The organism is Chroogloeocystis siderophila 5.2 s.c.1, from assembly GCF_001904655.1.
Classification (GTDB): domain Bacteria; phylum Cyanobacteriota; class Cyanobacteriia; order Cyanobacteriales; family Chroococcidiopsidaceae; genus Chroogloeocystis; species Chroogloeocystis siderophila.
Window position 1 is genome coordinate 1 of record NZ_MRCC01000023.1, and the last position, 14784, is coordinate 14784.

The window sequence follows — 14784 nt, forward strand, 5'->3', positions numbered from 1 at the left end:
GTGGAAGCGGGAAAATGTCCCGCAAGTGTTAGCTCATCGTTGTGCTTATCTGAATGGGTTAATTGACTCACCATTGCCCAGCCGCTCAGCATAATTGCTTGTAGAAAAAGTGACATGTTCCCAGACAGAATGCTTTAAGTAACTGAGATTTTTGAAATTTTAATTAGAAAAAAACTCAATAATTATTGACGCAAACAAGGCGTCTTTTTTTATGTATCAAACACACCTACTCTTTTAAATTCCTAGGAAGGATAGTTAATTAACGTAAATATTCAGACCCAGAAAGTGGCGCATTTGATTGAATTGTTCTAATTACTTTTGGACGTGTAGTACTACTAGGATTATCGACTCTAAGTTCTGCGCGATTTCCCCAACCACCATTGATATCTTCTGGCTGAATACTTGGAGGAGTTGTTTTTCCAGAAGCCAAAGCAATTAGTAAAGTTTGACTTGCCTGTACATACTCTTCTCCATCATTACTAAAGCGAACTAGTTTCCCTTGTAATTCTGGAATTTGCTGTTGTGTTGCTGTTAGCTGGCTTGAAGGTTTGTAAGTAGCAATAAAACTAACCGTTGTTGCTGGTTGTAATGAGTTTTGCAATGCGGCTTCCATCTGCCAAGCTTCTTGGAAGCGCCCATCTGGTGCAACTTGCCAAAAGTTAAGCGTAGTTTGCCATTTTCCAGCAGATACTGGCACACTTTGCCGCGCCAAGATTGAGTATGTATTAGTAGACGAGTTAGGATTAAGCGATCGCTCTTGTGCAAGACGTAAATAACGCACTGCTGTGACGACAATTTGACTATCATCGGGTAAATTGGTGCTACCTGCGACATTGTAAACTCCAGGACGACTTGTCGCTTTCACCTTGTTGATGTTGAGTTCTACATTTGGTAATGATGAACGTTGCGAGCAGCTGACACACAACAGCAGTAGTAAACCGTAAGCTGTCATCCGAGGGAAGATTTTAATTTTTTGTAAAATAAATTGATATAAATGGGTAAGCATAGCGCGATCGCCACAAATAAACATTAATTTTTCAGTATTCTGCTCAAAAATTTCAAAATAAGGCAAAAAATATTAGATACCAGTAGGCACCGTTTGTGCTTCAAAAGTCAGAAAACTACTGTTCCAGGATAATCTTGCTTTTTCAGTTCAACAAGAGACCTTCACAAAGAATTTTTATGAAACTTTGGTGAACTAATTTAGTAGTTTTATTTACCCTCATTAGGGCGCTCATCCCGTCAAATCTACGGTTACTAGCCATTGGCTAAAACTTTTTAAGCGAAAATATAGACTCGCTAGACTCGTCGATCGAAATAAGGTTTGTTAAAGTGGCGTCAGTCTGCCTCTGAAGAATTAATCAGCCACATAACCAGGGTGTGATGAGCCAAACTGTACCTGATCGTCTTTTATTCGCCTTTTTGAATCAATTCAAGTTAATCAGCTTAGTAGGCACGAGCGCACTAGCTGCGTGCCTGCTAAAAACGAGTGTGATACAACCTGCTCACGCCAATTCTGTAGAACAGGGTAAACACGTTGAATCGCAATATCAGATAACGCAACTGCCAAGCTTACCGGCGCAAAACCTTGCGCCACCAAATTTCTCTGATATTCAACCTCAGCAGGTAAATCCTAACTACAATCAGTTTTTGCCAATTCCTACTCCTCTGCCGAATGGAGTTGCGCAACCGCCATCGATGGTTCCGGCAAGAACATGGCAGCAAGAACTTTCAGCAAGAAGTCAAAGCCCGTATCCGCCTTTGGTTGCGACACCACAGCCTTATATGCAGGGTGCTGGAAATGCCCCAGGTGTCATACCGCAACCTTATGCGCCGCAAGTTCCGAATCACAATGCTTATCCTTATGGCGTTATCGGACAACCGCTTTATGTCCAAACAGCACCTACACCACTACCCGTTCCCGCGAGTCCTGGAGTTCCGCAACCAAATTCTACCAGTGGTAATGCGCTACCACCAGCACCAGGCAATAATTTGAACGGCATGATGGTTCCTTACGGAGTGGTTCCCTATGCAGTGCCAGGACAACCGCCGTACTTACCAGCGCCAGCAATGCCGCAACCGAATGCGATCAGTGGCACAGTTGTGCCGCTACCACCAAGCAATAATTTGAACGGCATGATGGTTCCTTACGGGATGATTCTTTATGCACCCGTAGGACAAGCACCGTACTTACCACCGCCGGTAATGCCGCAACCGAATGCGATCAGCAATAATTTGAACGGCGTGATGGTTCCTTATGCAGTGCCAGGGCAATTGCCGTACCTACCACCATCGGTGATGCCGCAACCGAACACTGCAGGAAATGCGGTCAACCAAGGTAGTTTGACATCCTACTATGCTCCAAGTGGTATACCGATCGCCAATCCAAATACAGCAATGGGGCAACAATTACCGACACCTAGTAACCCCTTTACTCCTGTTGGTTCCTACTTTGCCCCAGTCACAACGCAATTACCTGCACTACCCAATGCAGCACCGCCGAGCGCTCCTAATCCAAGTTTAGCACCAATTCCGCAAACACCTGCCAACCCAATTCCAGCACCACCGGCAACACAACCTACGTTGGATAGCCAACCGGTCAGCGCTTCAGCTTTACAGTTACAAGGCGTGTATTCTTATCAAGGCGATGAGTCTTCGGCACGCGCCCGCGTAGGTGCGGTGTATCCTCTTGCACCACGAGTGTTAGTAGGTGCTACTGTCGATTTAACCGATGGCAATGCGTTTGCTGATTCGCGTACTCAAGGATTAAGCCTCAATGAGTTTTATTTAGCAACTTCGCTAGAAAACGTGCCTAACCTGCGGTTCGTGATTGGTCAACTTGATTTGACTTCCTACTTTGACCGCAATAGCTTTGCTAAAGATGGAGCATCGCAGTTTTTTAATTCCGTTTTCCAAACAAACCCAGCTTTGGTGAGTGCGGGCGTTAACTCGCGTCCTGGTGCTTTGGTAAACTGGTCAATCACGGATAACATTGAGGCTAAAGCTGCGGTGTTTTCTTCTGCGCGGGCGATTGGGGATTTTGCCCTCGACGGTTTCGCGACCGAAGTCGGAATTCGTTATGGCAATGCGATCATTCGTGGGACTTATGCGACAGCGCGTGATGCGGGAACTCAAGACGGTTTCCAAGAAGCGTTTCAAGTAGTAAGAAGTGACAGTGAAACAGGAATTTTACGTGCCGATCGCGAGGAATCATACGGTGTCAATGCCGAAGTTTACATTCCTAATCTCAAAATGGGAATATTTGGTCGTTACGGTCGCTATGAAAACCGCGATTTAGACCTAGGAGGCGATACTTATAGTCTGGGTGTCAGCTTTTTGGATGTTTTTTCCCCAGATGACAGGCTAGGTTTAGCTTATGGGAGAAGTTTGTCGAATGATAAACTGCGTCGCCAAGCTGGGAATGATAGACCTGATGTGCTGGAGTTGTACTATGATTTTCGCTTTCTCTCTAATTTGCGATTGGGTTTTACATTTCAAGAACGCAACGACTTCTCTGAAACAATTTTCGGATTTCGACTTAAAACCGAGTTTAACGTAAGTCCCATCGAGAGTATCTTCCAATGAGGCAGCTTTGTTCTTACATAGTACCTTTTGCGCTGTGTGCAGGATTAATCGGCACTCCAGCTTTAGAAATTGTAAATCTTGGTGTTCCCGTAGCTCAAGCACAAGCACTGCCAGCCGAAGTGCGTAGAGGATATACGCTCCTGGATCAAGGCTTAGTCAAGGATGCGATCGCTGCTTTTCAACAAGCTGTTCGTCGCTATCCACAATCTATTCCCGCGAAACTCGGCTTAGCGATCGCCTATAGACGACAGGGACAAATTTCTGATGCGTGGGATACTTATCAACAAGTCTTGGCACAGGAACCCAATAATCAATTAGCGCTCAAAAGTGTTGGCCTTCTCGGTAGCTATCGCCCTGATTGGCAAGCAAGCGGGATTGAAGCACTGACGACGTTGCTAAGTTTTAATCCCAACGACACCGAAGCCCGTGCTCAACGTGCGTTACTTTACGGATACCAAGGACGGTTTGCGGAAGCTTTAGCAGATTATCAGACAGTTTTAGCAAACAATCCATTGCCGGAAATTTTACTGGGTGCAGCAGAAACTTTTACCAATAGCGGTAACTATCAACAAGGTTTAGAACTTTTTAATCGCTATCGTGCGACGGGAAAATCCATTTCTGGCTATGCGGCGATCGCCTACGCGCGGGCTTTACGCCAAACTGGCAATCCCGCAGGTGCAATTCAAGTTCTCGAACCACAAGTGCAAGCTGCCCAAATTGACGATCGCATCATTCAAGCGCGCGCTGAACTATCGTTAGCTTACTTAGCAAATCAACAATTTACTGAAGCTTTAGCAATTTTAGATCCTTTGCAAGGTAGAGTTGACGCAATTTTACCTTTGGCGCGATCGCTCAATGAAATTCGTCTGCGAACGAATGCAGCAGGACTTGCAGAACGCGTTGCAAACCTTTACAGTCAAGCCCTTGCGCAAGCAGTCACTCCTAATCTGCAACTTTTACGCGAAGCTGCTGATGTTTTTCGGGGTTTACCGCAAGGACAGCAAACCGCACTAAATCTGTATCGTCAGTTAGCAATGAGTCAACCGAATGACCCTAGCATTCAAATTCAAATTCTATCGCTCGAACGTCAGCTTGGATTGATCTCGCCAGCCGATCTCAAAGGAAGGCTATATCAAGTTTTGCAAATCTTGCCAACCGATCCAACGCAACAGCAACAGTTAGCACAAGCTTTGGCACAAATTGAACCTCCAGGACCCGAATTTCTGCCTATCTACCAAAATTTACTGCTAGCAGGAGCGAATCAACCGTTTCTTAACTTCCGAATCGCGCAGCTATTATTGCAAAACAACGACTTAGAAGGTGCGAAACGCGCTTTAGCCGCTTACGCAGCCTCTCCCGCAGGCGCAACTGATCTTGCACTACAGTTACTTGCGGCAGAGATTGAGCGACGCGAAGGAAACCTAGCAGCAGCACAAACACGTTACCAAGCTTTGATTACAGGCAATATTCAAGATACCGATGTTCTTAATGCCGCACTGCAAGGACTCGCTGGAATTTACCTGAGCCAGAATCAACCTGATAATGCACTGGTACTTTACGATCAACTTCTAGCGCGTAATCCACAAGATGCTAATGTCCAACTCGGACGGGCGAGTATTGCTTACCAAGCAAACCGAATCTCGGAAGCTCAAGCAGAAGTTGTACTCAACAGTTGGCTGCAAACGCAACCTACAACTAACGCACCTGCTGAGTTATTTAGTTTAGTGGCTGCTTTACCTGCGAGTCCGCAGCGCGAAAATTTATACAACGCGCTTTTGGCAATTGATCCGAACAATATTCCGATTCAAACGCGATCGCTTCAACTTCTTGTCTCCCGCGATCCAGCACTAGCACGCGCGCGAGTTGCGCAAATCGTTGCGAGCAATCCGAACAATGTTGGTGTTTATTTTTTGCAAGGACAGCTAGCGCAAGCAATCGGCGATTTGAGTCTTGCCGACAAAGCTTATCAAACGATCTTGACGGTGCAACCCTACAATGCAGATGCGCTATCTGCTTTAGCTGGTATTCGGTTCCAGCAACGACGCTTTAACTCTGCACAACAGCTATATTCTCAAGTTTTGGCGTTGAATCCTAATGATTTAGCGATCCGTCGTACGCTCGCAAGCTTAAGTGCTGCCCAAGATAAACCTTTAGCTGCGCTCGAACAAGTAGAACAGTTGCAAGTACAACAACTTACCAACGGAACATCAGATAACGAGCTATCGCGTCAACGGCAACAACTTCAAGAAAACTTTCTCCGACGGCGAGGCTTTCAACCTTCCTGGGAACGGTATTAATGTAGCAAGCAGAGAAGAAATTATAGCAGGGGTCAGAGGTCAGGGGTCAGGGTTAAACTCTCCTCAGAGAAGTCAATACAAGCTTCTATAATGTCCTAACTCTGTTGACTATGGCTATAATTGCAGTTTTTATTTAATGAGATGGTACGATGTCAAATTCGGTTAATTAGTGATAGTGATAACAAAAATGCTGAGTAAAGGTGACTAGTGACTTACCACTAATTATTGGCAACAATACTAATATGATATGCTAATTATTTAGCTTGTAAAAATTTATTTGTTTTCTATTAGATACTTTAGTAACTGAAGAGCTACTTAGGACATAGTACAAGCTCAAAACTATTACTTTAGCTTGCTTTTAACTCTGACCTCTGACCTCTGACCCCTAATACACCACCGCACAATTACTGAATTCGAGCTTTATCTATTAGAAACTATATCAAAACTCTCAGTAAATTCGCTATTGGTTATTACCGAGAAGCAAAGCTAGATTTCAATTGTAGGTTTTTATTTAATTTTGAAAAACGAAGTTAGAGCATTCTAGCTTTATAAACGTCATGGAAAATTTTAAAGGAGGAAGATTTGTAACTTTACTATTTAATGAATATTAATTAATCGTCAATTTTATTGCAAGCTAGTATTTTACACAAAATAGGATTTATAATTTTCGATTTTTCGTATTTATATTTTAGGTAATCAGCAAGATGCAGCAACTCGCTCAAGGTAAAAGTCAGATTCAAAATACGAGCTTTTTGCCTTTAAGTTCTGCACTTGCTGTTATTGTTGCTGTCATTGGGTTAAGCGGTTGTTCCGGTTCATCGGTAGAACAATCCAAGTTACCACTGCATAACATACCAGTAACGACGCCATCTCAATCGCCTGTTGCAACCTCTGCTACAGCGATCAACTTAGACATTTTACTGCAAGAAAGCTGGAATGCTTATCGGCAAAGGTTTATTCAAGCTGATGGGCGGGTAATTGATCGGGAAGATAGCGATCGCTCTACCTCAGAAGCTCAAGCGTATGCCATGCTGCGGGCGGTGTTTGCGGACGATCCAACGACATTTGCTCGTACGCTCAATTGGAGCGAAAATAACCTCCAGCGTACTGTTGCGGGTAAACGCACGGATCAATTGTGGGCATGGAAATGGGGTCGTGATGCGCAAGGAAACTGGGGAATTAGCGATCGCAATTTTGCAAGTGATGCCGATATCGATGCGATTACGGCATTAATTTTTGCATCGCGCCGTTGGCAACGTCCAGATTATCTACAGTTAGCACAAAGCAAGCTGCAAGATTTATGGAACTTGTCTACGGTTGCCGTTCCGCAAGGGTCTCGTTATCTCATTCCAGGTCCTACCGACGCCTTTCAAGAGCGATCGCACCTGCTCATTCTCAATCCTTCTTACTTTGCACCTTACGCATTTCGGATTTTTGCGCAAGTCGATCCTGCCCGTGATTGGCTATCGCTTGTAGATAGCAGTTACCAGGCGTTAGAGGATTCTGCCAAATTATCTCGAGTTAATTTACCGAGTGATTGGATCATTCTAGATACTCAAACAGGTGACTATCAAGCACTACCTGTATCGCATTCATTACGAACCGAATACAGTTTTAATGCGTATCGAGTTTGGTGGCGTTTGGCTTGGGATGCAGTTTGGTTTCAAGAACCACGAGCAACTCAATTTTTACAAAATCACCTCAAGCATCTGCAACAAATGTGGCGTTCCACACAGCGGATTCCTGCACAAATTAACTTGCAAGGAAATCCGTTAGTCAATTACGAAGCAACGTCGCAGTATGCCATGCTCTACGCTGCCTTTCGCCTAATTGAGCCAGCAATTGCAACTGAGATTCTGCAACAAAAACTGTTACCGCAGTATCAAGGTGGCATTTGGGAGCAGGATTCCGCTTACTACACGCAAAATCTGGTGGGATTGGGGTTACTTCCGCCTACCGAGTTAACACAACTTTTACAACTTACCAAATAGTATCGCACTCAATACTCACCGCTCATGCATAGCTTTCGTCGCGATCGACCGACTCGCCCCAAGACTAAAATAATATTCCCCTTGTCTAGCAATGTCTCACCACGGCTTCTTTGGCTAGTGGTGTTAGGTTGTAGTACCGCTGTTCTTGCTTCAACAACGACTTTAACGCAAGCTCAAAGCGAAAGCACGCTGCGGCAAGCAGAACAGCAGTTAATTCAAGAATACGCGTTGCCTAAAGCACCGGCAAGACCGCCAGTTTATCGACCGCAACGCGCTACTCCAGCACCTGCAAAATCGGCACAACCGCGATCGCCAAAGCCTGCATCTCGTGCAATAACACCAGCACCAGCAGCTACACAACAAGTTAGGCGATCTCAACCACCTGCACCCGCTGCAACTCCTCGCCCGCGTCAAGCACCAAGGTCTAATCCTGCGACACCGACTTCGGTTACTGAAAATACTGCACCTTTGAGTCAATATATTTTAGAGTTCAATCGCAGTCCTGTTGTTGGCAATCGCTTTCGTTTACAAGGTATTTACTCGGAAGGACGATTGGGGTTTACTCGCCCGCGTGGTTGGCAGGTGCAATCAGTTAAAGCTTTAATTCGCTTTCAACATTCACCAGCGTTGTTTGCAAATCGCTCGAATTTGACACTACGAGTGAATGGTACGAGTGTTGGTAGCGTTCCCTTAAATCGCAAGCAATCACAAATTGGCAGCGTGCTGTTTGACATTCCACCGAATTTGATTCAGAACTTCAATGAGTTAACGATGGTGGCGCAGCAGCATAATTCCGCAACGTGTAGCGAACCGAACGATCAAACACTGTGGACGGAGATTTTACCCGATTCCAAATTAATCTTTAATTACACTCCGCAGCCAGTTCCGATTAACTTAAGTCGTTATCCTTATCCTTTCTTCGACGAACTTAGTCTTGAGCCAAATCAAATTGCGTATTTGCTACCGCAACAAATGAGCGAGACGTGGTTAACCGCAGCGGCTCGTTTTCAAACATCTTTGGGTAGATTTGCTGAGTTTCGCCCAATTGATACAAGTTTAGTTGAAAGCGTTGATGCGGTAGAAGGACAGCGACTTGTTATTATTGGGACGCCAGAAGAACAACCAGCGTTAAGAAACCTCGATTTACCCTTTGCGATCGCTGGCAATCAAGTTCTTGATGGCAATCAAGATCCGCTTCCTGAAGATGTGGGTGTCTTGATGGTGACAACCACCAAAGATAGCGGTGTTCCTGTGCTTGTTGCTACCGGAAATGGGGCTGATGGCGTTACAAAAGCGGTGCAAGCCCTCGTACAGTCGCAAAACCGTAAAATTGCCACCGGACAGGGAATGATCGTTTCCCAGTTAACCGAAGCACCTACGCCAGGGTTGCGTCAATGGCCGCGTTATCTTCCTGAACGCGATTCGTTTGAACTCAAAGATTTAGCCACAAGTAATAATCAACCGTTTGAAGATGTGACGGTTCGGGGTTCTGCTGCGCCACCGATTGAATTTGACTTCCGCGCGTTGCCAAGCGATCGCTTTAATCGCGGTAATTCGATGACTTTGCGTTACAGCTATGGTCCGCAAGTTAACCCAAGAACTTCAGCAGTAGAAGTTTTACTCGATGGCGTGTTTATCGGTGGAGAACGTCTGACTTCAGAACAGGGAGAAGTTAGAAAAGCACTCAACATTAACTTACCAGAAAATCTGATTACACCCACATCGAAAATTCAAGTTGCATTTCGCTTGCACTCGAAAGAACCACCGGACAGGTGTAGTGGCATTGTTGCCGATCAACAACTTTCTGGTACAGTTCATGCAGATACAAGCTTTCGTCTCAATCGCGAAACATCGGTACAAATTCCTGACTTGAAACTTCTGCAAGCAGGTTATCCTTTCACCGCACCGCAGGATCTTTCGAGTACGGCGATTGTTTTACCCGATACGCCTTCAGAAACCGATTTGCTAACGATGCTGGAATTTAGCGAACGCATGGGGCGGTTGAGTCAAGCCGAGTCGGTGGCATTGCAGGTTTATACCGCAGGGACTTTTCCTAGCCAAGATCAGGGCAAGTATCATTTGGTGGGAATTGGTACGCGCCAGGAGTTTCCTTTTCCGGAAGTGTTTCAAGCTGGTGGCTTTTTCCTGAGTGATGTTTTTTCTCGTGCTTGGGGTGGTGGAACCGTACAAGCGTTACCTGATGAGGATGGGGTAATTAAATCAATCGTTTCACCGTGGAATCGCGATCGCGTTATCTTAGCACTCAGCGCGCAAACCGAAACTGGCTTAGAACGAGTCCGTCAGATTCTCGATAAAGATCCTTGGTTTTTCCAACTGCAAAAAGATACCGTACTGATTTCCAGCAATCAGCAAGATCCTGCGGCGTACGATCCTGAGGGCTACGAACTCAAGTTTCTTCAAAGTTCGCCACAGCGGCGGATTGAAAACGCGAGTTTGTTAAGCAAGGCATCGCGTTTACTACAAGAACATTGGTATTTATTACCCTTGGGAATTTTGGGTATCGCGGTAGTGCTTTATGGTATCACACAAACGTATCTCAAGCGGGCTACAGTGGAGGATAAGAAGTAGAGCTATGGCTTTATTGAGTATTTCACTTGCAAATTGGCTGGTTGAGGATCTGCCGCAACGTTTTGATCGAGCGCTAGAAAAATTAGAAATCCGTCATCTCAAGTGGCTCATCTTACCGCTTTTGCTGCTATCAGTACCGTTGATTACCACACCGTTACAAGTTTGGCAGCAAGGTGTTGTGACGGTATTTTTAATTGCGATCGGTCAAATTATCGTTCGCGCCGAGCAAAACAATCCCTCAAAATCGCGCAGCGAATACTTGCACTTGTTCATGGTGTGGCTTAGTCTCGTGACAACGCTACGCTATCTTTACTACCGAACTTCTTACACGCTCAACTTTAACAACTGGATTAATGGCATTAGTTGCGTACTACTTTATGGAGCCGAGTTATATGCAGTTTTTACCCTTATACTTGCCTATTTTCAAACGCTGAAGATTAAAGACCGTAAACCTGTAGACTTGAAGACAATTCCCCAAGAACAGTGGTTTACAGTTGATATTTATATTCCTACTTATAACGAAAGTATAGAAATTGTTCGTAAAACCGCGCTTGGTGCATTAGCGACTGACTATCCCGCAGATAAAAAACGCGTCTATATTCTCGATGATGGTCGTAAATTCCCTGAACGAAGAGCCGAGTTACGCCAAATGTGCGATGAAATCGGTTGTACATTGCTAACGCGCGAAAACAACGATCATGCAAAGGCAGGAAACATTAATACTGCGTTTCGCCGTACTCAAGGCGATTTAGTCTTAATTTTAGATTGCGACCACATTCCGACGCGAGATATTCTGCAAAACACGGTAGGCTTTTTTTACAATCCGAAAGTTTCTTTAGTACAAACACCGCACTGGTTTTATAACCCCGATCCGTTTGAACGTAACTTGATGACGAAGGGCAAAGTTCCGGTAGGTAATGAACTGTTTTATAAGGTGTTGCAAAAGGGTAATGATTTCTGGAATGCTGCCTTTTTCTGCGGTTCGGCGGCGGTGATTCGCAAAGAACACGTCATGCAAATTGGGGGTATTGCGGTAGAAACTGTTACTGAAGATTGTCACACGTCTTTGCGCTTACATTCTTTGGGGTACGAGACGGTTTACTATGACAAAATTATGGTTGCGGGCTTAGCCCCAGAGAAGTTCGCGGCGTATGTTGGTCAACAAGTGCGTTGGGCGCGGGGAATGGCGCAGATTTTGCGGATTGAAAACCCAATGTTCAACCCGAAGTTGAAGCTGACACTACCGCAACGAATTTGTTATTTTTCGGCAACATCGCACTTTTTCTACGGGTTTCCACGATTGATGTATGCGATCGCTCCTACGCTATTTTTACTGTTTAGCATTAACCCGATTCGCGGTTTAGGTTTGGAAACCCTTGCGTATGCTTTACCACACATTCTTTTAGCTTTAAACACCAACCACATAACTTACAAACATGTCCGCTTTTCGTTCTGGAACGAAATCTTTGAGTTCGTCATGGCGTACCAAGCAGGAATTGTCACGTTTTTAGCACTAATTAACCCAAAACTTGGTTCTTTCAACGTTACGGATAAAGGACAAACTGTCGATAAGCGCACTTTTGATTGGCAATCGGTACGCCCACTGTTAATTGTGACTGCGCTGGTTGTGGCGTCGCTGCTGGCGGTTCCTTTCTGGTTGTTGCTGCGTCCCGAAGATAGCGAGGCGGTTTTAGTTAACGCGCTGTGGTGCGTTTTTAACTTGATATTATTAGTAGCTGCTTGCCTTGTTGCTTTTGAACAGCCGCAATTACGTACTGCACACCGTTTGCAGCGCCATCTTGGTGTGGTGATTTATAGCGCAAATCAAAGCGTTCCAGGAATTACGGTGAATATTTCAGAAACGGGCGCGCTGATCGCGCTCGATTCGTGGGCTAACTTACCTGATGAAGTTGAAGTCGAAATTATTGGCGATTACGGCGCGCGCGCATTTCTCAATGGTAGAATTGTCCGCTGGACGCCGATTAATGATACTCAAATTCATGTCGTCGTTGATTTTATCAATCCGACTCGCGCACAGTTAGATAATTTAGTATTGGCTCTCTATTCAGATGTGAAAGAGTGGTACGGACAAAAACGCGAAATTGTCGATCGACCGTTTCAGTCATTTAAGTTTCTGGCTACAAGCTTAACACGTTCATTCCGCGACTTTGAGCCAGAGCGTAGTGTCAAACAAGTACGCAAACGCGTTCAAACACCAGCACAAATTTACTGGGAAGGACAATTTTATGCGGGAGAAGCGACTGAAATCGGAGCGAGTAGTTTAAGGTTTGAGCTTGATGGTAATGCTAAGTCTTCTGAAAAACAGCTACAAGAGCAGGATATTACAAAGATGAAGCAAGAAAAGCCACTTGTGGGTTTACTTGTTGATAATAACAGCGCTTCCAATCGTCTATTAGCTCAAATTGCTCATGTAGAGGTTTGTCCTAATGACAGCGAGTCTGACTTATTGTTAACAATCGAGTTACAGTTTCCTGAACAGTTTAAGCAAAAACAAGGTGAGAAGATTAAGGAATTGTTACTGACTTTGTAGCGAATAGTATAGTTATACCATTTCACTTTAAATTTGCGACATCTGGGTAGCAGAGGTCAGAGGAGCAAGGCAGTGCCTTGCCCGTAGTTAATGGTATTAGCCCCCATTTGAGTTTTTTAGTTGTTTAGAAGCCTTGCGTGTCCTCTCACTGTACTGTGTTTATGGAACTGGAGGTATCAGGATATTGAAGTTTGAATTTATGCGCGAGTTTAATGATGTGGTAGGACTTACGCTATAGGTAAGTCCTCGTTATCACTAGTAGTTGTTTTCTAGTTCGCCAGTGCGTACTGATAGTTGTTGCGTTTGTTTACCGCGCTGAACTTTGATTTGTAAGGTTTGACCGACTTCGCTATTATCTACGATATTTTGCAGTTGCTCGGCTGTAGATACAGGTTGACGGTCAACTTGTACAATTACATCTCCGCGACGCATTCCTCCGAGTGCGGCTGGAGAGTTTGGGATGACTCGCACTACGAGTACACCGTTCATTTCTGGTACGTTAAGCGGTGAATTTGGATCGCTGTTATTTTGTTTCGCTAGCTGTGGGGTAAGTGTTACCATTTGCACGCCTAAATAAGGATGAGCGATTTTTTCGCCGCGCATCAGCTTGTCTTTAATTGCTTTGGCTTTGTCAATCGGAATCGCAAAACCAATTCCCATTGCATCTGCACGGATGGCGGTATTAATTCCAATGACCTCACCGCGATCATTTAATAATGGTCCTCCAGAGTTACCAGGGTTGATCGCTGCGTCGGTTTGAATAAATTCTAGGCGTTTATCGAGAATGCCAACTTCGCGACTCGAACGCTTCAACGTGCTGACGATTCCGAGGGTCACTGTATTATCTAATCCTAAAGGATTACCAACAGCGATCGCCCAATCACCGACTTGTACTGTACTCGAATCGCCTAAGGGTGCAACTGGCACATCACCGCCGGCATCGATCTTAACGACGGCTAAATCGGTTACTTCATCGACACCTTGAACTGTACCTTCAAACGTGCGTCCATCTTTCAGTTGTACGGTAACGCGATCCGCTTGATTGACAACGTGGGCGTTGGTAAGAATCTCACCGCTGGGATCGATGATTACCCCAGAACCCAATCCGCGTAAAGTTTCTGGGGGCATTTGTTGCGAAAAGCCGTCGCCAAAGAAGCGGCGAAAGAAAGGATCTTCTAGAAATGGCTCAGGAACCCGACGTGTTACTGTACGCTCGGTATCAATGCGTACTACAGCAGATCCAACGCGATTGACTGCGGCGGTGACAAAGCTATTTGAGGTTATTGGGGCTTTAGCTTGCGCAATGCTAGTGTTATTTTCAGCGATAGATGCTGCTTGACACGGTAACACTCGCAAAGTGCTAAATGTCAGAATAACTCCCAGCGCGATCGCTAATATATGAGTACTAAGGCGCATCAACCATGATTTCACATGCATACCTATCTATTTTCAACCAGCTTTTTATGTAACGACTACTCTGTTTTGATTTTGGCTCAACTTTGAGCCGTTGTGACGTTTTCCTGTTTTTGATTCATCGCCCTCCTCAACAATTGTATGGCTTTAACCCTGAAGTTGAGAAGTTTAAGCATCAGACTATAACGATTATTCTTCCCACTTTTTAGCAGATTTTTATCACTTTATCTTTTGTTCAACTTACTAACAACTCTCTCTATTTATTTTTGTAACTCGATTTTAGAAAATCCAATCTTTAATTGTAAATTATATGGCTGTTCCCTCTAAAAAAAAGCAATTTATGCATATTAATAACCAG

General features: G+C 44.7%; 7 protein-coding genes. 5 read left to right on the plus strand and 2 right to left on the minus strand.

Going from position 1 to position 14784, the window contains the following annotated elements:
* Positions 1-259: 259 nt before the first annotated feature.
* Positions 260-1072, minus strand: coding sequence for a hypothetical protein (locus tag NIES1031_RS20865; protein ID WP_084544422.1), 813 nt, complete (start codon positions 1070-1072; stop codon positions 260-262).
* Between the two features lie 419 nt (positions 1073-1491).
* Here NIES1031_RS20865 and NIES1031_RS24560 point away from each other — a divergent pair, with 419 nt between their 5' ends.
* From NIES1031_RS24560 to bcsA, 5 genes are all read left to right on the plus strand, one after another.
* Positions 1492-3585: a carbohydrate porin gene (locus tag NIES1031_RS24560; RefSeq protein WP_178378208.1), complete on the plus strand. Its 2094-nt coding sequence runs from the start codon at positions 1492-1494 to the stop codon at positions 3583-3585.
* Positions 3582-5882 carry a tetratricopeptide repeat protein gene (locus NIES1031_RS20875; protein ID WP_073551378.1) on the plus strand — a complete coding sequence of 767 codons (2301 nt, stop codon included), beginning with the start codon at positions 3582-3584 and terminating at the stop codon, positions 5880-5882. The genes NIES1031_RS24560 and NIES1031_RS20875 overlap by 4 nt, the downstream gene beginning before the upstream one ends.
* A gap of 704 nt (positions 5883-6586) precedes the next feature.
* Complete coding sequence (locus NIES1031_RS20880) at positions 6587-7873, plus strand: family 8 glycosyl hydrolase (protein ID WP_073551379.1); 1287 nt, start codon at positions 6587-6589, stop codon at positions 7871-7873.
* 24 nt (positions 7874-7897) lie between these two features.
* Positions 7898-10462: a cellulose biosynthesis cyclic di-GMP-binding regulatory protein BcsB gene (locus NIES1031_RS20885; protein ID WP_073551380.1), complete on the plus strand. Its 2565-nt coding sequence runs from the start codon at positions 7898-7900 to the stop codon at positions 10460-10462.
* Positions 10463-10466: 4 nt separating this feature from the next.
* Positions 10467-13013, plus strand: a complete 2547-nt coding sequence (gene bcsA / locus NIES1031_RS20890; protein ID WP_073551381.1) for a UDP-forming cellulose synthase catalytic subunit — start codon at positions 10467-10469, stop codon at positions 13011-13013.
* Positions 13014-13268: 255 nt separating this feature from the next.
* Here bcsA and NIES1031_RS20895 read toward each other — a convergent pair whose 3' ends face one another.
* Positions 13269-14450 (minus strand): HhoA/HhoB/HtrA family serine endopeptidase, encoded by a 1182-nt coding sequence (locus tag NIES1031_RS20895; protein WP_073551382.1) that lies wholly within the window; start codon positions 14448-14450, stop codon positions 13269-13271.
* Between the last annotated feature and the right edge of the window lie 334 nt (positions 14451-14784).

Bases quoted from the DNA above. Each gene is read 5' to 3' on its own strand.
- NIES1031_RS20885 (WP_073551380.1), top strand. From the start codon at position 7,898: ATGCATAGCTTTCGTCGCGATCGACCGACTCGCCCCAAGACTAAAATA.
- bcsA (WP_073551381.1), top strand. From the start codon at position 10,467: ATGGCTTTATTGAGTATTTCACTTGCAAATTGGCTGGTTGAGGATCTG.
- NIES1031_RS20895 (WP_073551382.1), bottom strand. From the start codon at position 14,450: ATGCATGTGAAATCATGGTTGATGCGCCTTAGTACTCATATATTAGCG.
- NIES1031_RS20880 (WP_073551379.1), top strand. From the start codon at position 6,587: ATGCAGCAACTCGCTCAAGGTAAAAGTCAGATTCAAAATACGAGCTTT.
- NIES1031_RS20875 (WP_073551378.1), top strand. From the start codon at position 3,582: ATGAGGCAGCTTTGTTCTTACATAGTACCTTTTGCGCTGTGTGCAGGA.